Origin of the sequence: Devosia honganensis (assembly GCF_042648785.1) — a bacterium.
Classification (GTDB): Bacteria; Pseudomonadota; Alphaproteobacteria; order Rhizobiales; family Devosiaceae; genus Devosia; species Devosia honganensis.
The window spans coordinates 1-20,553 of sequence record NZ_JBHRYD010000012.1; the positions used below are offsets into that span (position 1 = coordinate 1).

At 66.9% G+C, this 20,553-nt stretch carries 19 protein-coding genes; 12 read left to right on the forward strand and 7 right to left on the reverse strand.

Annotated elements, in window-relative coordinates:
• Positions 1-279: 279 nt before the first annotated feature.
• The 5 genes from ACFOOL_RS12995 to flgF all read right to left on the reverse strand — a co-directional run bounded on the left by ACFOOL_RS12995 (position 280) and on the right by flgF (position 5,295).
• Positions 280-1,776, reverse strand: coding sequence for a carboxypeptidase M32 (locus ACFOOL_RS12995; RefSeq protein ID WP_380097570.1), 1,497 nt, complete (start codon positions 1,774-1,776; stop codon positions 280-282).
• Between the two features lie 252 nt (positions 1,777-2,028).
• Positions 2,029-2,775: a flagellar basal body L-ring protein FlgH gene (gene flgH / locus ACFOOL_RS13000; RefSeq protein ID WP_380097571.1), complete on the reverse strand. Its 747-nt coding sequence runs from the start codon at positions 2,773-2,775 to the stop codon at positions 2,029-2,031.
• 17 nt (positions 2,776-2,792) lie between these two features.
• Positions 2,793-3,740: a flagellar basal body P-ring formation chaperone FlgA gene (gene flgA / locus ACFOOL_RS13005; protein WP_380097573.1), complete on the reverse strand. Its 948-nt coding sequence runs from the start codon at positions 3,738-3,740 to the stop codon at positions 2,793-2,795.
• 14 nt (positions 3,741-3,754) lie between these two features.
• Entirely contained in the window at positions 3,755-4,540 is a 786-nt protein-coding gene (flgG, locus tag ACFOOL_RS13010) for a flagellar basal-body rod protein FlgG (RefSeq protein WP_380097574.1), read from the reverse strand.
• Positions 4,541-4,557: 17 nt separating this feature from the next.
• Positions 4,558-5,295, reverse strand: a complete 738-nt coding sequence (flgF, locus tag ACFOOL_RS13015; protein WP_380097633.1) for a flagellar basal-body rod protein FlgF — start codon at positions 5,293-5,295, stop codon at positions 4,558-4,560.
• Positions 5,296-5,581: 286 nt separating this feature from the next.
• Between flgF and ACFOOL_RS13020 the strand changes: the two genes are divergently transcribed.
• From ACFOOL_RS13020 to ACFOOL_RS13040, 5 genes are all read left to right on the forward strand, one after another.
• Complete coding sequence (locus ACFOOL_RS13020; RefSeq protein ID WP_380097576.1) at positions 5,582-6,061, forward strand: flagellar basal body-associated FliL family protein; 480 nt, start codon at positions 5,582-5,584, stop codon at positions 6,059-6,061.
• The gene (gene fliM, locus ACFOOL_RS13025; protein WP_380097577.1) at positions 6,061-7,242 is read left to right on the forward strand and encodes a flagellar motor switch protein FliM; all 1,182 of its coding nucleotides are present in this window, start codon (positions 6,061-6,063) and stop codon (positions 7,240-7,242) included. The genes ACFOOL_RS13020 and fliM overlap by 1 nt, the downstream gene beginning before the upstream one ends.
• Before the next feature lie 38 nt (positions 7,243-7,280).
• A complete protein-coding gene (locus ACFOOL_RS13030) occupies positions 7,281-7,670 on the forward strand; it encodes a DUF6468 domain-containing protein (RefSeq protein ID WP_380097578.1) in 390 nt (129 codons plus the stop codon).
• Positions 7,667-8,572, forward strand: a complete 906-nt coding sequence (locus ACFOOL_RS13035; RefSeq protein ID WP_380097579.1) for a MotE family protein — start codon at positions 7,667-7,669, stop codon at positions 8,570-8,572. The genes ACFOOL_RS13030 and ACFOOL_RS13035 overlap by 4 nt, the downstream gene beginning before the upstream one ends.
• 679 nt (positions 8,573-9,251) lie before the next feature.
• Positions 9,252-12,593 carry a tetratricopeptide repeat protein gene (locus tag ACFOOL_RS13040; protein ID WP_380097581.1) on the forward strand — a complete coding sequence of 1,114 codons (3,342 nt, stop codon included), beginning with the start codon at positions 9,252-9,254 and terminating at the stop codon, positions 12,591-12,593.
• A gap of 49 nt (positions 12,594-12,642) precedes the next feature.
• Here the strand turns inward: ACFOOL_RS13040 and fliP are convergent, their stop codons facing one another.
• Positions 12,643-13,413, reverse strand: coding sequence for a flagellar type III secretion system pore protein FliP (gene fliP / locus ACFOOL_RS13045; protein ID WP_380097635.1), 771 nt, complete (start codon positions 13,411-13,413; stop codon positions 12,643-12,645).
• Positions 13,385-13,957: a hypothetical protein gene (locus ACFOOL_RS13050; protein WP_380097582.1), complete on the reverse strand. Its 573-nt coding sequence runs from the start codon at positions 13,955-13,957 to the stop codon at positions 13,385-13,387. The genes fliP and ACFOOL_RS13050 overlap by 29 nt, the downstream gene beginning before the upstream one ends.
• Before the next feature lie 215 nt (positions 13,958-14,172).
• Here ACFOOL_RS13050 and flgB point away from each other — a divergent pair, with 215 nt between their 5' ends.
• The 7 genes from flgB to cckA all read left to right on the forward strand — a co-directional run bounded on the left by flgB (position 14,173) and on the right by cckA (position 20,545).
• A complete protein-coding gene (gene flgB / locus ACFOOL_RS13055; protein WP_380097583.1) occupies positions 14,173-14,577 on the forward strand; it encodes a flagellar basal body rod protein FlgB in 405 nt (134 codons plus the stop codon).
• 12 nt (positions 14,578-14,589) lie between these two features.
• Positions 14,590-15,000, forward strand: coding sequence for a flagellar basal body rod protein FlgC (gene flgC, locus ACFOOL_RS13060; RefSeq protein ID WP_380097584.1), 411 nt, complete (start codon positions 14,590-14,592; stop codon positions 14,998-15,000).
• Between the two features lie 21 nt (positions 15,001-15,021).
• Positions 15,022-15,351: a flagellar hook-basal body complex protein FliE gene (gene fliE, locus ACFOOL_RS13065; RefSeq protein ID WP_380097585.1), complete on the forward strand. Its 330-nt coding sequence runs from the start codon at positions 15,022-15,024 to the stop codon at positions 15,349-15,351.
• 57 nt (positions 15,352-15,408) lie between these two features.
• A complete protein-coding gene (gene fliQ / locus ACFOOL_RS13070) occupies positions 15,409-15,675 on the forward strand; it encodes a flagellar biosynthesis protein FliQ (protein WP_380097587.1) in 267 nt (88 codons plus the stop codon).
• Between the two features lie 2 nt (positions 15,676-15,677).
• On the forward strand, positions 15,678-16,445 hold the full coding sequence (gene fliR / locus ACFOOL_RS13075; protein WP_380097588.1) for a flagellar biosynthetic protein FliR: 768 nt from the start codon (positions 15,678-15,680) through the stop codon (positions 16,443-16,445).
• A 280-nt stretch (positions 16,446-16,725) separates the two neighbouring features.
• Complete coding sequence (gene flhB, locus ACFOOL_RS13080) at positions 16,726-17,814, forward strand: flagellar biosynthesis protein FlhB (RefSeq protein ID WP_380097589.1); 1,089 nt, start codon at positions 16,726-16,728, stop codon at positions 17,812-17,814.
• Positions 17,815-17,977: 163 nt separating this feature from the next.
• The gene (cckA, locus tag ACFOOL_RS13085) at positions 17,978-20,545 is read left to right on the forward strand and encodes a cell cycle histidine kinase CckA (protein ID WP_380097591.1); all 2,568 of its coding nucleotides are present in this window, start codon (positions 17,978-17,980) and stop codon (positions 20,543-20,545) included.
• The last annotated feature ends 8 nt before the right edge of the window (positions 20,546-20,553 follow it).

The following is a 20,553-nucleotide window of genomic DNA, read 5'->3' on the forward strand; positions in this document are numbered from 1 at the left end:
CTCAACGCAATCGCCAAAAAAGATCCAGCGTTCCAAAGCTGATCCACGGTTGCTTGACCCGAGGGCCGGCCTGGGCGCCCCGAAACCCAGGTTTCCTGCACGTGGATAGAGGCCCTCGGGTCAAGCCCGAGGGAAGCCCGGTGTGGGAGTTGAATTGAGCCAAGAGCCCGAAATGAACACTCCCCCCTTGAGGGGAGGGAATGAGGGTGGGGGTTCGGAATTATCCAGAAATCCGGTTGATGCATCAATAAAATCGACGGTGCGGACCCCCAGCCCCGATCACCGCCCGTAGCGCCGGCGCAGATGCGCCTTGAAGTGGTCGGCATCGAGCTTTTCGCCGGTGGCGCGGGCGATGAGGTCGGGCGTCGAGTGGCGGGAGGCTTCGGTCCAGATCCGCTCCGCCCGCCAGCGATTGATGGCGGCGAAATCGCCCCGGCGCATCTGCTCGCCCATATCGGGCAGGTCGCGGGCCATGGCGGTGCCCAGTTGCGCCGCGATCATGGCGCCCAGCGTATAGGAGGGGAAATAGCCGAAGGCGCCGCCGGGCCAGTGCACGTCCTGCATCGGGCCGTCCTTGGGGTCGTTGATGGTCGAAATGCCCAGATATTCGATCATCTTGGTGTCCCAGGCCTCGGGAATCTGGCTGGCTTCCAGCGTGCCGGCGACCAGGTCCTGTTCCAGTTCGTAGCGCAGGATGACGTGCAGCGGATAGGTCACCTCGTCGGCATCGACGCGGATATAGCCGCGCTCGACGTGATTGACCTCGTTGAGGATATCCTCGATCTCCCAGCCGGGAACGGCATCCTCGCCCAGATGCTGGTGCACCAGCGGCAGCATGAATTCCCAGAACTGCGGGCTGCGGGCGAGCTGCATTTCCACGAACAGGCTCTGGCTTTCGTGCATGCCCATGCCGCGCGCCTTGCCCAGCGGCCAGTGCGACCAGTCCCGGGGCAGGCCCTGCTCATAGAGCGCATGGCCGGTCTCGTGCAGCACGCCCATCAGCGAGGAGAGGAATTCGTCGGTGCGGTAGCGCGTGGTCATGCGCACATCGGTGGGCACGCCGCCGCAGAAGGGATGGTGGGAGACGGCGAGCGAGCCATGGGTGAAATCGAAGCCGGTGGCACGCATGGCGGCCAGGCCCAGCTCCCGCTGCCTTTCGATGGGGTAGGGGGCGTTGAGCGTCTTGCGCGGGCGGCGGGCCAGCCGCTCCTCCTGCACCGCGAGCGCCTCGGGCACGAAATCCTTGAGGAAGCTCTTGAGGTCGGCAAAGACGGCGTCGATCTCGGCGGTGCGGTTGCCGGGGTCGTACTGGTCCATCAGCGCGTCATAGGGGGCGAGCCCGGTGGCTGCAGCGCGCAGTGCCGCCTCCTCGCGCACCAGCGCCACCACGCCTTCCAGCGCCGGCAGGAAGGCATCCCAGTCGCCCCTCGGGCGCAGCTCGCGCCACAACTGCTCGGAGCGCATGGTGGCGGCAGTGCGGCGCTCGACGAATTCGGTGGGCAGGCAGGTGGCGTTGATATAGTTGCGCTCGAATTCGGCGACGGCCAGTTTCCGGTCCGTGTCGAGGTCCTCGGCCTTGGCCGCCTCGATCCAGTCGGCGATTTCGGGCGCCGTGGCCTGGGCATGATACATGCCGGCGAGGCTGGCCATGGCCTCGGCCCGCTTTTCCCCGCCGCCCACGGCCATATGCGTCGCCTCGTCGGCGCCGAGGATGGACAGGGCGTGTTCGAGGGATTCGAGCCTGCGGCCGAGATCGTCGAGTTTCTTGAAGGACATTGCGGTCTCCGGATGCGGTGTCCGATCTGTCCCATAGGCGGCGGAAGGGATCAAGCCGGGCCGCCGGAACGGGGAGAGGCGCAGCCGGGGAAGCTGCGCCTCGTCGGGAACGTCCCTTCGCGAGGGAAGGCGAAGGGGCCTGGAGGGGTCCGGCGCTTCTGCCATCCGGACCGGGACCGGACCGTTCTGGTCCGGCCGGGGAAACGGCGGCGCCCATGGGGAGATGGATCGCGCCGCCGAAGGGGATGGCCCTCAGAAGGGCAGGATGGCGTCCATGACCTGCTGGCCGTAGCGGGGCTGTTGCACGTCGGTGATCTGGCCGCGGCCGCCATAGGAGATGCGGGCCTCGGCGATCTTGGTGGAGGGAATGGTGTTGTTGGCCTGGATGTCGGAGGGACGCACGATGCCGGCCACGATCAGGTCGCGGACTTCGAAGTTCACCCGCACTTCCTGCCTTCCCTCGATCACCAGATTGCCGTTGGGCAGCACCTGGGTGACCACCGCCGCGACCGAGGTTTCCAGTGTTTCCTTGCGGTTCACCGAGCCGCTGCCGGCATCGCGGATGCCCGAGCTGAAGTCGATGGCGGCCTGCGGATCGACGGCGAAATCGCTGTTCTTGGTGGCGCTGGAGAAGGCGGCGCCGAACAGGCCCCCCATGCCGGCGCTGTTGGTGGAATTGCGCGCGCGCTGGGTGTTGTTGTTGATCTGGGCGTTGTCGTCGATGGTCACCATCACGGTGAGGATATCGCCGATGCGGTGGGCCCGCTCATCCTTGAAGAACCCCTTGGCCGAGGTGCGGTAGAGCGAATTGGGCTGGTAGGTGTCGGCGATGGGCTCGGGCATGGGCATGCGCACCGGCTGGTAGCCCGCCGTGGTGGTGGGATCGGCGATGGCGGTGAGGGCCGGGGCCTGCCCGACATTTGCGAGACGGTCCATGGTGCTGCAGGCGCCGAGCGTGGCGGTCAGGACGAGGACGGTGGCGATTTTGGCGACGTTCATTTGCATCTGTCCCGAGTTCAAAGGCCGGCAAGGGCGACTGGGGCGGTGGAGACTTCCACGGCGCCCGGAGCGATGGCGGTGGCGCTGATGACGCGCCGGGAAACCAGGTTGAGCACCTGCAGTGGCGCGCCTTCGGCGGCGCCGGTCACGGCCTGTCCGCGCACCGTCAGGGTCATCCGTCCCTGGCGGTAATAGATGGTGACGAGGTCGTTCTTGGCTACGGCGAGGGGCGTGCTGACATCGCTGGCGCGCAGCAGCATGCCCTCGCGGCTCTGGCGGTTGAGCGCCATGCCCAGGATCTGGTCGAGCGCCGGAATGCCCTGGGCATCGGCCTGGCGCAGCGGTAGCGCCCGCATGACGATATGGTCGGGCCGCAGCACTGTGCCGGCGGGCAGGGAGGCGACCAGATGCGGCGCCTCGATGCTCATCTCGATGGTGCCGCCGATATCGAGCGGGCGGTCGGAGCCGGCGATCTGGAAACGGGCCGAGAAGGTGCCGCTGCCCGGCTGGTAGCGCAGGTTTTCGAGCCGGGCGGGCGTGTCGCCCACCGCCGCGTTGATGGGATCGGCGGGCAGGGAGAACATCGCCTCCGCGCTCATGCCGGCGCCGAGAATGCCGCGGCTGCGCAGATTGTCGGCAATGAGCGCCGAGAGCATGGCGTGGTCGACCGGGGTGGCGGCGCGGGTGACGCGGATGGCGGTCAGCCCGTTGGCGTCGAACCGGGTCAGCCCGATGCGGGCAGTGGCGCTGCGCACCGCCGAGAGCCGCACATCGCCGGTGGTGCCGGGCAGGGGGGCCCGGAACAGCGGCTGCTCGGCCAGCGGGCCGGCGCCCTCGAACATGTCGCCGACGGTCACCACCGGCGCGATGACGGTGATGTCGGCGCGCAGCACCGGCGCGGCGAGGGCACAGCCCGCCGACAGCGCGAGGGCCAGGGCCGCGGTGATGGAACGGAGGGCTTTCATCATCATCCTCCCGGTCAGCGTAGCTGGCTCGTGGCCTGCATCATCTGGTCGGCGCCGGAGATGACGCGGGCGTTCATCTCATAGGCGCGCTGGGCGGCGATCAGGTCGGCGATCTCGGTCACCGAATTGACATTGGCCATTTCCAGATAGTTCTGCAGCAGGTCGCCGGTGCCGTCGATATTGGGTACGCCCACCTGGGCCGGTCCGCTGGCGGCGGTTTCGAGGAACAGGTTGTCGCCCATGGATTCGAGGCCGGACTTGTTGACGAAGCGGGCCAGTTGCAGTTGGCCGAGCTGGGTGGGCATGGTGTCGGTGCCGAGAAAGGCCTCCACCGTCCCGTCCGGCGCGATGGAGACGCCGCGCGCATCGCCCGGGATGACGATGCCCGGCTCCACCGGATAGCCCGAGGAATTGACCAGCGTGCCTTCCGCGTCGCGCTCGAAGGAGCCGTCGCGGGTATAGGCGGTGCGCCCGTCGGGCAGTTCGATCATGAAGAAGCCTTCGCCGCGAATGGCCACGTCCAGCTCGCGCTCGGTCATGTTGACCGAGCCCTGGCTCATCACCCGGGGGGTGGACACGGTGCGCACGCCCGAACCGATCTCGAGGCCTGCCGGCACCATGGTGCCCTGGTCCGAGGTCTGCGAACCGGCCCGCGTGATGTGCTGGTAGAGCAGGTCCTGGAATTCCGCGCGCTGCCGCTTGAAGCCGGTGGTGCGCATATTGGCGATATTGTTGGAGATGACCTCGACATTGCGTTCCTGGGCGCCCATGCCGGTCGATGCGATATAGAGAGCTTTCATGGCGGTCGTCCTCGGGTTCAGGCGTTGGCTTCGCCCAGGCGCTGGATGGCCGTGCGGCGCATTTCATCCTGCTTCTGGGCCAGCGAGGCGATGGATTCATAGGCGCGGGTGACGCGGATCATCTCGGCCATCTCGGAGACGCCCGAGACGTTGGAGCGCTCGATATGGCCCTGCATGACGCGGGTGCCGGCATTGAGGCCGGGCGTGCCGCCCGAGAACAGGTTCGCGCCCTCGCGCACCAGTTCCTGGGCATTGGCGAATTCGACGATGCGTAGCTGCCCCCTGGCGCCGGCGCTCGAGGAGACGGTGCCGTCGGCGGCGATGGTGATGCCGGTCTCCTCCGGCCCGAAGCGGATCGGGCCCCCGAGGCCCAGCACCGGATTGCCGGCCGGATCGACCAGCGTGCCGTCATTATTGATCTGGAAGGCCCCGGCGCGGGTCCAGCGCTCGCCGGCCGGCGTCTCGACGGCGAAAAAACCCTCGCCGTCGAGCGCGACGTCGAATTCGTTGCCGGTCTGCACGATGGTGCCGGCGGACAGGTCGTGGATGGTGGCCCAGTCCTGCACATAGGACAGGGGCTGGTCGAGCGTCGGGAAGTCCCGGTGCCGCGCCACCGGCATCACATATTCCTCGAACAGCACTTGCTCGGCCTTGAAGCCGGTGGTGTTGATATTGGCGACGTTGTTCGCCACCACGTCCAGTTGCCGCTGGAGCGCGATCTGCCGGCTGAGGCCGATGAGCTGCGCGTTCTCGATCATGACAATCCCCGTTGTCGGTCCCCGAAACGCCCCGCTTCCCCAAGCCGGCCGCTTCGCCATTTACCTTGCAGAAACCATGCCAGAGCGGGATTTCATTTGAAATCAATGGCTTGGCATTTTGCGGGGAAGGGCTTCGGGCAGGCAGCTTCCGGGCGGGCGGCAAAAGCTGCCCGGCAAAAACTGCCGGGCCGGGCCGGTTCGTAACCTTTCGTTAACCAAGTGGGCCTTAGCTGGGCAGCAAGCCGGAATCGTCCGGAGCCCCGGGGTTTTACAGGACCATTCAATGGCTGCGGAAGCGGAAGTCGGAACGGAAACGCCGGGCAGGAAGGGACCGTCCCGCCTGCTGCTCATCATCGGCGCGGCGGCCGCTATCCTGCTGGTCGCGGGGGCGGGGCTGTTCTTCTTCCTCTCGTCCTCGAGCGACGCCGATGGCGGGTCCGCCGAGGCCGTCGGGCGCGACACCTTCATCTTCAACCTGCCCACCATGATGGTGAACCTCAACAGCGACGGCGACGGCCAGGCCTATATGAAGCTGACCATCGCGCTGGAGGTGGCGGACGAGAAGATGATGACCGAGATCCAGCCGCGCCTGCCCAAGGTCATCGATGCCTTCCAGGTCTATATGCGCGAGCTGCGCAAGAGCGATCTCGAAGGCTCCGCCGGCATCTACAGGCTCAAGGAAGAATTGCTGCGCCGGGTCAACCTGTCGATCTATCCGGCCCAGGTGGAGAGCGTGCTGTTCAAGGAAATCCTGGTGCAGTGATGGCCGGACCGAGCGATCAGGACAAGCTGAGCGAAGACTGGGGCCTCGACGACGTCGCCGCCTCCGCCCCGGCGCCCGACGCCGCCGGCCTGAGCGAGGAGGAGCGCGCCGCCGCTGCCGCCGCCGAATGGACCGCCATGCTCGAAGGGGGCGAGGGCGAGGGGGAGGGGGGCGCCGCCCGCGTCCTCAACCAGGACGATATCGACAGTCTGTTCGGCTTCGATGCCAGCGCCGCCAGCGATGTCGAGCTCACCGGGGTGCAGGCGCTGATCAATTCGGCGCTGGTCTCCTATGAGCGCCTGCCGATGCTGGAGATCGTCTTCGACCGGCTGGTGCGGCTGGCGACGACCTCGCTGCGCAATTTCACCTCCGACAATGTCGAGGTGACCATGGATTCCATTTCCTCGGTGCGCTTCGGCGACTATCTCAACTCCATTCCGCTGCCGGCCATCCTGTCGGTGATCAAGGCCGAGGAATGGGAGAATTACGGCCTGCTCACCGTCGATTCCAACCTTATCTATTCGATGATCGATGTGCTGCTGGGCGGGCGCCGCGTCGGGGGCAATATCCGCGTCGAGGGCCGGCCCTACACCACCATCGAGATGGCGCTGGCCCGGCGGCTGATCGAGGTGATCCTCGAGGACACCCATCGCGCCTTCGAGCCGGTGACGCAGATCAATTTCAAGCTCGAGCGCATGGAGACCAATCCGCGCTTCGCCGCCATTTCCCGGCCGGGCAATGCCGCCATCCTGATCGAGTTGCGCATCGAGATGGACGATCGCGGCGGCAAGATCGAGATCCTGCTGCCCTATGCCACCATCGAGCCGATCCGCGAACAGCTCCTGCAGATGTTCATGGGCGAGAAGTTCGGCCGCGACCCCATCTGGGAGGGGCACCTGGCCACCGAGATCTACCAGGCCGATGTCGAGATCGAGGCGGTGCTGCACGAGCAGGACCTGCCGCTCTCCAAACTCATCGGCCTGCAGCCGGGCCAGACCCTGATGTTCGAGCGCGCGCCCACCGATCCGATCCGGCTGCGCTGCGGCGATGTCGAGCTGACCGAGGCCATTATGGGCCATATCGGCAATCATGTTTCCGTGCGGGTCACCAGCCCGCTCAACCCGCCCAAGGTCACCATGGCGGCCTTCGAGGCAATCGACGAGACGATGGAAGGACGATGATGTTCGGGCTCCCGCTTGGAATATTGGTTGAAGGCGCCGTGGCGATTCTGCTCGCGCTGACAATCGGCTATTGCGTCCTGCTCAACCAGCGCCTCAAGCGCCTGCACCAGGACCGCGACGCGCTGCGGCAGATGGTGGCCGATCTGGTCGGCGCCACCAACCTCGCCAATCAGGCGATCAAGGAGCTGAAGTCCACGGCCGTCGAGGCCGATCTCAGCCTCAGCTCGCGGCTGGAGGAGGCCGGGCGCTTCGGCGTCGAGCTGGCCAATCACGTCCATGCCGGCACGGTGCTGATGGAGCGGATCGCCCGCATCACCAGCGTGGCCCGCCACAGCCAGGCCATCGAGCCGGTGGAGGAGCCCAACAAGGTGCAGTCGGCGCTCGAGCAATTGTCGACGCGGGTGCGCAATCGCGGGGCCGCCGCGTGACCAATATCCGCCTGCTGCCCGTCGTCATCCTGGCTGCCGCGGCGCTGCTGGTCCTCAAGACGGTGGGGCTGGCGACCAATGGCGGCTACGTGCTCCAGGGCCCGGGCGTGGCGCTGGCGGCGACGGCGCAGCCCGAAACGGTCTCGCTGCCCGCCGAGCCCACCATCGAGGATGCCAGCCCCACGCTTGCGGACGAGACGCCGACGCTGGAGCTGGAGCAGGATGCCGGCCGGCTGGACGAGGTGCTGGAGGAAACCTTCGCGCCTTCGGGCGGCGAGGGCGGTTTCAATCCGGTGGCGGTGAACAATGCCTGCGCCCCGCGCCCGGCCGAGGGGACGGATGCGGAGGGCCTGCTGTTGCTGCCGGCCGATTGCCCGCCTCCCGCCGATGCGCAGCCGCTGCTGGTGACGCCGGATGGCGCGGTGCCGCTCAATGCGGGCGAGGCCACGGTGACCGAGCGGGCCGTGCTGGAGCGCCTGGCGGCGCGCCGCACCGAGCTCGAGGGCTATGAGCAGGAACTGGCCATGCGCGCCTCGCTGGTCGAGGCGGCCGAAAGGCGCATCGAGGAGCGCCAGGCGACGCTGCAGGCCATCGAGGATCAGATCGCCTCGCTGGTCGAGCAGCGCAAGCAGATGGAGGAGGGCCAGTTCGCCGCCATCGTCGCCATGTACGAGACCATGAAGCCGCGCGATGCCGCCAGCATCTTCAACGCGCTGGACATGGAAGTGCTGCTGCGCGTCACCCGCATGATGAGCCCGCGCAAGATGGCGCCGGTGCTGGCGGAGATGGACACCAAAAGAGCCCAGGAACTGACCGTGCGCCTCGCCTCCGCCGAAGCCGATCCGCTCGAGCGCATGGACCCGGAAGACCTGGCCGCCCTGCCGCAGATCGTCGGGCGCTGAGTCCACTTCCTCACCCTTTGAGGGGTTCTCTTCACGAGCCCGCGCTCACGGCCCTTCGCCTCCCTCCCCCTTGTGGCAGGGGAATTGCATGTTCCCCTCCCCCTTGAGGGGAGGGGTTAGGGGTGGGGGTTCCGCGCCGTCGATTTTCTCGATGAGTTGATTGGCCTCCCGGATAATCCCGAACCCCCACCCTCATTCCCTCCCCTCAAGGGGGGAGTGTTTACTTTGGACACTTCTGGTTTGATCGTTATTGCCCACATCAACGCTGTGCTGCCCTCGGGCGTGACCCGAGGGCCGGCCTGGGCGCCCCGAAACCCGAGTTTCTTGCACGTGGACAGAGGCCCTCGGGTCACGCCCGAGGGCAGCCCCGTGTGGGGGATAAATTGTGCCAGCAGTCCGAAATGAACACTTCCCCTCAAGGGGGAGGGAGGCGAAGGAGCCTTTTACCCCTCTTCTCTTGCGAGGGTGAGGTTTGCTCTCCGCGCACTCTATATTCTCCGAACACTCCCATTCGCCGAACACCCCCGCAATTGCATCCCCGCCTTTAGGGGCGTGTTAAGCTGGTCGCGGTTAGCCTCACGCCACGAGAATGATGTAACCCTCGCGTTTTGAGGCTTTCGGGGCAGTAATTTCCCGTCCACAGAGCGCGCCATATATGCGTCGGGCGGGCAGAAGGCCGGTGAAGACCGCGATCAAGGCAGGCTGGCGGCGGACAAGGATTGTCCTCGCCGCGACGATTGTGGCCAGTGTGCTGGCCGCGATGCCGCCCGTTCTCGCCCAGGACCAGGGCCAGCTCTTCGTCACCGAGGAAGAGGGCTATGGCAGGCTGGTCCTCAGCTTCCCCTCGCGCGACGAGCTTCCCCCCTATCGGATGCGCATCGAGAACGGCGTGCTGTCCATCGAATTCGACAGCGCCGTCGAGGTCCTCCTGCCCGATGTCGGCAGTGCCATGCCCGGCTATCTTTCGGTGGCGCGGCTCGACCCGGACGGGCGCGGGCTGCGCATCGGGCTGCGGTCCGGGTTCAATTTCAACCGCATCGAGGCGGGCGAGAAACTGTTCATCGACCTGTTGCCGCAAGGCTGGCAGGGCATGCCGCCGCCCCTGCCGCAGGACGTCATCGACGATCTGGCCGAGCGGGCGCGGGTGGCCGCCGTCAGGGCGGAGCGCGAGCGCAAGGCGCGCATGGTCGAGGAGCGCGATCCCCGCGTCGACGTGCGCGTGGGCCGCAACGCCACCTTCCTGCGCGTGCAGTTCGACTGGACGATGCCCACCCAGGGGCAGTTCCATCAGAAGGGCAATGTCGGCGCCGTCAGCTTCGAATGGCCGGTGAGCATGGACATGGGCGGGCTGGTGGCGGACCTGCCCGAGGAAGTGGTCTCGGTCCAGGCCGGCTCGTCCGCCGACGGGGCGGTGGCCTCCTTCATCTTCTCGGAAGGGGTGGAGCCGCGCTTTTACCAGGTATCGCCCAGCCAATATGTGCTCGACGTCGATATCGCCGGCACCGGCCTGCCGGAATTGACGCCGGCCGACCTCGCCGACGCGCTCGGGGAGGCGGCGGAGGAAATCGCCGAGCCGGCGCCGCAGCAGCCCCGCATCGCCGCCTTGCAGGCGGCCACCGCGGAAACCGTCACCCCCTTTGTCAGCGTGCTGGGCAATACGGTCCGGGTGGTCTTTCCCTTCGCGCAGGATACGCCCGCGGCCGTCTTCCGGCGCGGCGACACCTTGTGGATGATCTTCGATACGGTCAGCGGCATCCGGCCGCCGCAATCCCTGGATGCGCTCGAGGCGGTGGCCGCCGATTTCACCGTCCTGCCCTCGGGCGACACCCAGATCGTCCGGCTCGATCTGGCGCAGGACCGGCTGGCGACCATCGGCTCGGAAGGCATGGCCTGGGTGCTGTCGCTGGGCGACATGATGCTCAGCCCCACCGAGCCCATGACGCTCAATCGCCGCCGCGACATCGAGGGCTCTTTCGAGATGACCGCCGATGTGGTGCGGCCGGGCCGCATCCACGATTTCCGCGATCCGCTGGTGGGCGACGTGCTCAAGGTGGTCACCGCCTATCCGCCGGCGCGCGGCGTGACCCGCTCGCTGGACTATGTCGATTTCACCGCGCTGCGCAGCGTCCATGGCCTCGTGCTGATGCCCAAATCGGCCGGGCTGGAGGTCGCGGTGGAGAATTCGCTGGCCGTCATCTCCTCCGCCGGCGGGCTGACCGTCTCGGCGCTGGATTCGCTGCGCAATATCGGTCTCGCGGCGCCGCGCGAGGCGCGGGCCGGCTATATCGATCTGGAGGCGCTGGAGGAACGCGACCCGGCGGCCTTCCTCGTGCGGCGCGATGCGCTGAACCTCGCCGCCGCCTCCGGGGAGGGGCGCGAGCGCGACCTGGCGCGGCTCGATCTCGCCCAGTATTACCTGGCCAACCGCTTCGGCTTCGAGGCGCTGGGCATCCTGCAGGTGCTGGAGCGGGATCTCGAGGCGGAGGATCTCACCCGCCGCATTCGCACCAGCCAGGCCGTCGCCAATATCCTGGCCGGCCGCCCGCGCGACGCCTTGCAGGTTCTCAACGCCGCCTCGCTCGATCAGGACAGCGATGCGTTGTTCTGGCGCACCATCGCCCGTGCCGCCGCCAGCGACTACAAGGGGGCCCGGCTCGACGCCATGGAGGCGCGCGCCGTCGCCGGGGCCTATCCCGAATGGGCGCGCAACGCCTTCCGCCTCGCCGCCGCCCGCGCCGGCGTCGAGACCGGCGATACGAGCCTGGCCGAGCGCATGCTCGAGGAGATCGAGTTCGCCGGCCTCGGCGCGGAGGACGCCTCGCTCCATTATCTGCTCTCGGGCCGGATCGACGAGGCCATGGGGCGCCATCAGGAAGCGCTCGACACCTATGGGCAGGTCATCGCCTCCGAGGTCCGCCCCACCCGGGCCGAGGCGGTCTATCGCACGCTGTCGCTGCTCGAGGCCGAAGGCCGGCTCGATCTGCCCAGGGCCATCCGCACGCTGGCCGCCGAAACCCTGCTGTGGCGCGGCGATGCGCTGGAGGCGGACATGCAGACGCTGCTGGCCCGGCTCTATTTCCGCAACGCCAATTACCGGCTCGGCTTCGAGACCGTGAAGGCGGCCGTCGCCAGCTATCCCGAGAGCCCGCAGGTCAACGCGCTGCGCGATCAGGCGCAGTCCATGTTCGCCGACCTCTTTCTCAACGGCGTCGCCGATTCCATCGGCGCGGTCGAGGCGCTGGGCATCTATTACGATTTCCGCCATCTGACGCCGCCCGGCGCGCGCGGCGACGAGATGATCCGCAATCTGGCGCGGCGCCTGGTGCGGGTGGACCTGCTGGCGCAGGCGGCCGAGCTTTTGCAATACCAGCTCGACAACCGTTTGCGGGGCGTCGCGCGCACCCAGATCGCCGCCGATCTGGCGGTCATCTATCTGGCCGACCGCCGCCCCAACGAGGCCCTGAGGGTGCTCAACGACACCCGCCTGCCGGGCCTGCCCGATTCGCTGGCGCGCCAGCGGCGGCTGCTGGAGGCGAGGGCGATGATCGATGGCGGGCGCGACCGGCTGGCGCTCGACCTGGTCAGCGCCATGGACGGCAAGGACGTCGACCTGCTGCGGATCGACGCGCATTGGAAGGCGCGCCGCTACAGCCAGGCCGGGGAAATGCTCGAAGCCATTTACGGGCGCGCGCCCGAGGGCGCCGCCTTCGACCGCGCCGCGCGCATGAACCTGGTCAAGGCGGCGGTCGGCTATGTGCTGGCCGGGGACGATTTCGGCCTGTCGCGGCTGCGGGCCAAGTTCGGCGAGCGCATGGTCATCACGCCCGAATGGCCGATCTTCGATTTCGTCACCGGGCCCATCCAGGCCACCAGCCTCGAATTCAAGAAAGTCGCCGCCGAAGTCGCCGCCCTCGACAGCCTCTCGGCCTTCCTCGCCTCCTACCGCGAAACCTATGCCGGCGAGGGTGCCCTCACCCCGGGCCGGGCCAGCCCGCCCAACGCGGCGATGGCCTCGCTTTAAGTCGAGCGTCCTTCTTCTATCCCGTCCCGGCAATCCACCTTTTCGCCCGCTACCCCGTGAAACTGCGCACCAGCGAGCCGGCGACCAGATACCAGCCGTCCACCAGCACGAAGAAGATCAGCTTGAAGGGCAGGGAGATGACCACCGGCGGCAGCATCATCATGCCCATGCTCATCAGCACCGAGGCGACCACCATGTCGATGACCACGAAGGGCAGGAACAGCAGGAAGCCGATTTCGAAGGCGCGGCGCAGTTCCGAGATCATGAAGGCGGGGATCAGCAATTGCAGCGCGATGGCTTCGGGCTCGGCGGGCGGCTCGGCCTCGGTCAGGTCGTAGAACAGCTCCAGGTCCTTGTCGCGCACATTGGCGCGCATGAATTCGTGGATCGGCGCCGCGCCGGCGGTGAAGGCTTCGGTGAACTCGATCTGTCCGGCCATCAGCGGGGCGATGCCCTGCTCGTAGCTCTGCTGCAAGGTGGGCTGCATGATGAACAGGGTCAGGAACAGCGCCAGCGAGACCATGACCGAATTGGGCGGGGCGGTCTGCAGGCCGATGGCGGTGCGCAGCAGCGACAGCACCACCACGATGCGGGTGAAGCTGGTCACCATGACCAGGATCGAGGGCGCCAGCGAGAGCAGGGTGATCAGCCCGATGAGCTGGATCGCGCGCTCGGTCAGCGTGGTGTCGTCGCCGAAATCGATGGTGAGGTCCTGCGCGCCGGCCTGCGCCGAAAAGGCCAGCAGCAGCGCGCCGGCGGCCAGGAAGGGCAGGGCGCGCCGCAGCGTCCGCTCAGCTCCGGTCGGTCTGGGTGCCGGTATCGTGTGCAAGCCCCGCGCCCTCGCGTGTGCCCTGGTCCTCGCCCTCTTTAGCCGAGTCGGCGGGCGGCTCGGACGAAATGTCGGGGTTTTGCCCGGTTTCGGCCGTTTCCGGCGTCGCGGCGGGGCGCAGCAGCCCGGTATGGCGCAGCGACCGCGTGCGGGGGCGGGAAGGCTCGATGGGGGTGAGCGAGGCCGTCACCGCCGGATCGGCGGGCCGCCGCAGCGGTCCGGCAGGCTTGCGCATCGGGGTTTCCGGCGCCTTGATGCCGGTTTCCACCACCAGGTCCTGCGGGCCGCCGATGAGGATCAGGTGCTCGACATCGTCGCGCCGCACGATCAGCAATTGCCGCTTCTGGTCGAGCGCCAGCATGTCGGTCACCGTCAGGCGCCGGTTGCGCCCGCGCACCGCCGTGCCGGAGGCGTTGAACACCAGCTTGAGCAGCCACACGCCCAGAACGATGAGCACCAGCACGATGGCCAGCGCCAGGATCATGGTGAGGACGGCGTTGTCGCTGCCGCCGAAAAGGCCGGTAATGAATTGCACGGGCCTGCACTCCACTTGCGCCCCGCGGGGCGCGCCGTTTCAGGATCGATGCGGCCATGGCCGCCCGCCGCCCGAATCCGGACGGCATTTCTTGCCTAGTTAGCCGGTCCGCGGTGCGGATTGCGAGACCCATGACGTCGCAACCCGGCGTGATTAACGCTTGATTAACCATTCTCCCGGCAAGATTTGCCTATCTTTGCACAGGAGATCGGCCCATGGGCCTCATGGACATGCCGGTGTTCTCGGCCCTCACCGACAAGATGCGCTGGCACCAGACGCGGCAGGGCCTCCTGGCCGAGAACGTCGCCAATGCCGAGACGCCGGGCTATCGGGGCCGCGATCTCAGGCAATATGATTTCGCCGAGCGGCGCGCCGCCACCAGCGTCGCCGCGCTCTCCACCATGGCGACCCAGCCAATGCATTTTTCCGTCTCCTCGGGGGAGGGCGCCTTCGCCGCCCAGCGCATGGCCAATTTCGAGGTCACGCCCGAGGGCAACGGCATCTCGCTCGAGGACGAGATGATGAAGGTCACCACCAATATGATGGACTACCAGGCGGCGACCTCGATCTACCAGAAATCCGTCCGCATCCTGCGCACCGCGCTGGGCAAGAACGCCTGAAGGAGCTGAGCCATGGACTTCAATTCCTCGCTGCGCATCGCCGCCACCGGCATGCATGCCCAGACCGCCCGCATGCGCGTCATCGCCGAGAACATCGCCAATGCCGATTCGGCCGGCAAGGCGCCGGGCGAGGAGCCCTATCGCCGGCGCATCCCCACCTTCCAGGTCGAATACGACGCCGATGTGGGCGGGCGCGTGGTGCAGGTGGGGCGCCTCGCCTATGACATGAGCGATTTCACCTCGCGCTTCGAGCCGGGCCATCCGGCCGCCGACGCCAGCGGCTATGTGCAATATCCCAACGTCAACACGCTGATCGAGACGGTGGACATGCGCGAGGCCCAGCGCAGCTACGAGGCCAATCTCAACGTGGTCACCGTGACCCGCCAGATGCTCGGGCGCACGCTCGACATCCTGCGCGGCTGATAATTCCGAAAGGCTCATGCCATGGCCGTCAACACCCCGTTCAACGCCGCCACCAATGCCTACAACACCGCCAGCCGGCTGATCTCCCAGGCCGCCCGGCCCGAGACCGACCTCACCGCCAAGACTGATGCCGGCGGCAGCTTCGCCGACATGCTGGCGCAGAACGTGCAGGGCGTGGTCGATCAGGGAAAGGTGGCCGACCGGATGGCGCTCGACATGGTCAGCGGCAAGGCCAATGTGGTGGATATGGTCACGGCGCTCTCGGAAACCGAAATGGCCATCGAAAGCATGGTCACCATCCGCGACCGCGTCATCTCCGCCTATGAGGAAATCATGCGCATGCCGATCTGAGGCATTTTTCCTGCGGCGCTCTGCTAGACTAATGGCCGAATCGACGGGATCAGCCTCATGACCGGCGCCGAAGTGCTCGACATCGCCACCCAGGGTATCTGGACGCTGATCATCGTCGCCCTGCCCATGATGCTGGTGGGGCTGGTGGTCGGCGTCGTCATCGCCCTGTTCCAGGCGCTGACGCAGATCCAGGAAATGACCCTGGTGTTCGTGCCCAAGATCATCGCCATCTTCGTCACCATGCTGATCGTGCTGCCCTTCATGGGGGCGACCATGGCCGGCTATATGGACCGGGTGGTCGACATGATCATCATGGGCGGCTGACCGTGACGGTCGGCCTCGACTGGCTGCCGTCCACCGCCTTCACCTATATCGTGCTGTTCGCGCGCATCGGCGCCATGATGATGCTGATGCCGGCGCTGGGCGAGCAGATGATCCCGGTGCGCATGCGGCTGGGCTTCGCGCTGGCCTTCACCCTGGTGGTGTTCCCGCTGCTCGGCGAGATCATCCCGCCCATGCCGGCCGATCTGGGCGGCATGGTGGGGCTGCTGGTGCACGAGCTTGCCGTCGGCCTCATCATCGGCGCCATCGTACGCATCGTGGTCATGGCCACCCAGGTCGCCGGCGCCACCGTGGCCTTCCAGACCGGGCTCTCCGGCGCGCTGGCCGCCGATCCGACGCAGGCGGGGGTGCAGGGCGCGGTCTTTTCCAGCTTCCTGTCGTTTCTGGGTGTCACGCTGATCTTCGCCACCGATCTGCACCACATGGCGCTGGCGGCGATCTACGACAGCTACATGGTGTTCTCGCCCACCGACCCGCTGATGTTCGAGGATGCCATGCAGGTGGCGGTGCGCACGGTCTCGGGGGCCTTTTCGGTGGGCGTGCAGATGGCCGGCCCCTTCATCGTCTTCGGCCTCGTGTTCAACCTGGGCGCCGGCATCCTGGCGCGCCTCATGCCGCAATTGCAGGTCTATTTCATCCTCATGCCGGCCAATATCATCGTCGGCCTGCTGCTCTTTGCCATCCTGCTGGCGCTGATGATGGGCTGGTATATCGCCTCCTTCGAAAACCATCTGGCGACGTGGAGGGGCTAATTTGGACGCTCCTGGTTTGATCATTGTTGTCCACTCAAGCACTTTGCTGCCCTCGGGCTTGACCCGAGGGCCAGTGTCCACGTGCAGGAAACCCGGGTTTCGGGGCTCCCAGGCCGGCCCTCGGGTCAAGCCCGAGGGCAGCCCGGCGTTGGTGTGGGCAACAGCGATCAAATCAGGAGTGTCCGAAGTAACCCCCTCCCCCTTGAGGGGAGGGGTTAGGGGTGGGGGTTCCGCACCGTCGATTTTCTCGATGAACCCATCTGGTTCCCGGAGCTAGCCCATGTCCAGCGAAGCTCCGGAACAGGACTCCAAGACAGAGGACCCCTCCCTAAAAAAGCTCGAGGACGCCCACAAGAAGGGCGACGTCGCCAAGAGCCAGGAGGTCACCACCTGGTTCATGTTGCTGGGTTCGGCCGTCATCTTCGCCATGCTTTCGCCCTGGGCCACCGGCCAGCTATCCTCCTCGCTCGGGCTCATCATCATGAACGCCGACCAGTTCGACGTCGCCGGGGCGGGTTTCGCGCAATTCTTCAACGGGCTCGCCCTCGCCATGCTGGGGGTGATGCTGGCGCCGCTGGCGGTGCTCTATGTCTGCGGCATCCTTGCCAATCTGGTGCAGCACCGGCCGGTCTGGTCGATCGAGCCGATCACCCCGAAACTTTCCAAGATTTCGCCGCTCTCGGGGGCTAAGCGCCTGTTTTCCGGCGAGGCGCTGGTCAATTTCGGCAAGGGCCTGTTCAAGATCCTGGTGGTGGGCATCGTCGTGGTCGTCGTGTGCTGGCCCGAGCGCGACCGGCTCGATACCATGATGACCGCCGATCCGGTGCTGATCCTGCTGGATTTCCAGGAGATCGGCACGAAAATCTTCCTCGCCACCCTGGCCGTGGTCACCGCCGTCGCCGCCGCCGATTATTTCTACGTCCGCCAGAAATGGTGGAAGCGGCAGATGATGACGGTTCAGGAAACGCGCGAGGAATACAAGCAGATGGAAGGCGACCCGCATGTGAAGGGGCGCATCCGCCAGTTGCGGCAGGAGCGGGCCCGCAAGCGCATGATGGCCGCCGTGCCCGATGCCACCGTGGTCATCACCAACCCCACCCACTTCGCCGTGGCGCTCAAATACGACAAGGACATGGCCGCGCCCCGCTGCGTCGCCAAGGGCGCCGACGCCGTCGCCCTGCGCATCCGCGCGCTGGCGGGCGAGCACGACATCCCCATTGTCGAAAACCCTCCGCTCGCCCGGGCCCTGTTCGCCTCGGTCGAAGTCGACGAAACCATCCCCGCCGAACATTTCAAGGCCGTCGCCGAAGTCATCGGCTTCGTCCTGCGCCTCAAACAGGGCCGCAGCGGCTGGCGCCCCGGCATCTGACCCTTCGTCTTTGCCGGGTTCGTCCCGGCAATCCACCTCGCCGCGCCCGCCGGCCCGCACATGTTGAAAAACCGCTTCGGCCTCCCAAGCGGGCGGTGCTTTTGCTAGACCTGTTCGCATGTCCCGATTCGGGACGGCCTCTCAGGCGCTGGAGCACATCATCATGGCAACGACGCCGCTCGGCAGGGACAGCTATCCTGAACCGGTTCTGGATTCGGCGCGGGGCGGGGGCGGCCTGTGGCGCGTGGTGCTGCTGGGGCTGGTGCTGGTCGTCGCCGCCGTGGTCTTTTCGCTGTTCGGGGACCGGATTCCGTCCGAGCTGGTGATGGGCTTTGTGGGCCTGCTGACCGTCGCCGGGGTGTTTTTCCTCTTCGGCCTTGCCGCCGGCCTTTTCCGTTTTTCCACCGCCGAAGAGCGCCGTACCGTCAGCCATGCGGTGGTCGACAGCCTGCCGTTCGGCGCGGTGATCGCCGATCGCGACGGCAAGATCTCCTATGTCAACCAGCATTATGGCGGCTTTCCCGGCGCCATGACCAATGGGGTGCCGGTGGGGGTGCCGCGCCTTTTTGCCGGCTATGCCGATGCCAGCGAAGCCATCTACCGGCTGTCGCGGGCCGCCAAGGACGGGCGCAGCGCCATCGAGGACATCCGCGTCCCGGGGGGGCTGGGCGGCTCGCAGTCCGAGGCCGGGCGCGTCTTCTGGTATCGCGTCGCCGTGCGGCCGCTGCCCGAGACCGAGGATGCCCACAAGCCGCTGGTCGCCTGGTCGGTGGAGGACATCACCCGCGACCGCGAGAGCAACGAGACCGCCTTCCGCGACCTGCAAAGGGCCATCGACTATCTCGACCATTCGCCCTCCGGCTTCTTTTCCGCCGATGCGCAGGGCCATATCCAGTATCTCAACTCCACCTTGGCCGACTGGCTGGGCTACGATCTGGCCGAGTTCAACGCCGGCCAGCTCGCCCTGTCCGACATCGTGCGCGGCGATGGCGCCTCGCTGCTGATGCGGGGCAGGGGGGACGGGGAGATCAGCACCGAGATCATCGATATCGACCTGGTGCGCCGCAATGGCACCACGCTGCCGGTGCGCCTGCTGCACCGCGCCGCGCGGCTGGCCGACGGCGAATTGGGCGAAACCCGCACCCTGGTTCTCGACATGTCGAGCGCCCCCGATACCGAGGAGGAGCTGCGCGCCGCCGAAGTGCGGTTTTCGCGGTTCTTCAACGACACGCCCTTCGCCATCGCCACGCTGGACGAGGCGGGGCGGATCGTGCGCACCAATGCGCCGTTCGGGCGTATCTTCCGCTGGTCGGGCGAGGATCGCAGCCTCGAATTGCAGCCGCTTTCCGGGCTCATCGACGAGGCCAGCCGCGACCGGCTGGGCCGCGCCATCGCCGATGCCACCGCCGGGCGGTCCGAGGTCGAGCCGGTCGATGCGGTGCTGAGCGGGGAGGGCGAGCACGCCGTGCGCCTCTATATCTCCGCCTCCGAGGTCAGCGCCGGCTCGCCCGAGCAGGTCAATGTCTATGCGCTCGACATGACCGATCAGCGCAAGCTCGAGGCGCAGTTCGCCCAGAGCCAGAAGATGCAGGCCGTGGGCCAGCTCGCCGGCGGGGTGGCCCACGACTTCAACAATCTGCTCACCGCCATCATCGGCTTTTCCGACCTGCTGCTCTTGCGGCACAAGCCGGGCGACCCGTCCTTCAACGAGCTGATGCAGATCAAGCAGAACGCCAATCGCGCCGCGGGGCTCACCCGGCAGTTGCTGGCCTTCTCGCGCCGCCAGACGCTGCGGCCGCAAGTGCTCGAACTGCCGCTGATCGTGGACGACCTCACCGTGCTTTTGAAGCGCATGATCGGCGAGAAGAACACGCTCACCGTCGATCACGGGCGCAATATCTGGCCGGTGCGCGCCGATGTGGTGCAGCTCGAGCAGGTCATCATCAACCTCGTGGTCAATGCGCGCGACGCCTCGCCCGATGGCGGCGCCATCACGCTGCGCACCGCCAATGTCAGCGAGGCCGAGGCGGCGGCGCTGCGGCTCGAGGGCCTGGTGCCGGCCGATTACGTGCTGATCGAGGTGGAGGATACCGGCTCGGGCATGAGCCCGGAGGTGCTGGGCAAGATTTTCGAGCCCTTCTTCACCACCAAGGAGCTGGGCAAGGGGACCGGGCTGGGGCTGTCCACCGTCTATGGCATCGTCAAGCAGACCGAGGGCTTCATCTACCCGGTCTCGACGCTGGGCGTGGGCACCACCTTCCGGATTTTCCTGCCGCGCTACGTGCCCAGCGCCGAGGAGGCCGCCGCCAAGGCCGCCGGCGCCGCCGCGCCGGTGCGCGACCTCACCGGGCAGGAGCGCATCCTGCTGGTGGAGGACGAAGAGAGCGTGCGCGCCTTTTCCGCCCGGGCGCTGCGCGCCACCGGCTACGAGGTGTTCGAGGCCGAGGGCGGCGAGGAGGCGCTGGAGGTGCTCGAGGACCTCGACTATGCGGTCGATCTCATCATCTCCGACGTGGTCATGCCCGAAATGGACGGGCCGACCATGCTCAAGCATGTGCGCGAGAAGATGCCCGATCTCAAGATCATCTTCGTTTCGGGCTATGCCGAGGAAAGCGTGCGCCGCGACATCGAGGACGACCAGAGCGTCGATTTCCTGCCCAAGCCCTATTCGCTCGACCAGATCAACTCCAAGGTCAAGGAAGTGCTGCAAAGGCTGGGCAAGGAGGGCTGAGGGCCGGG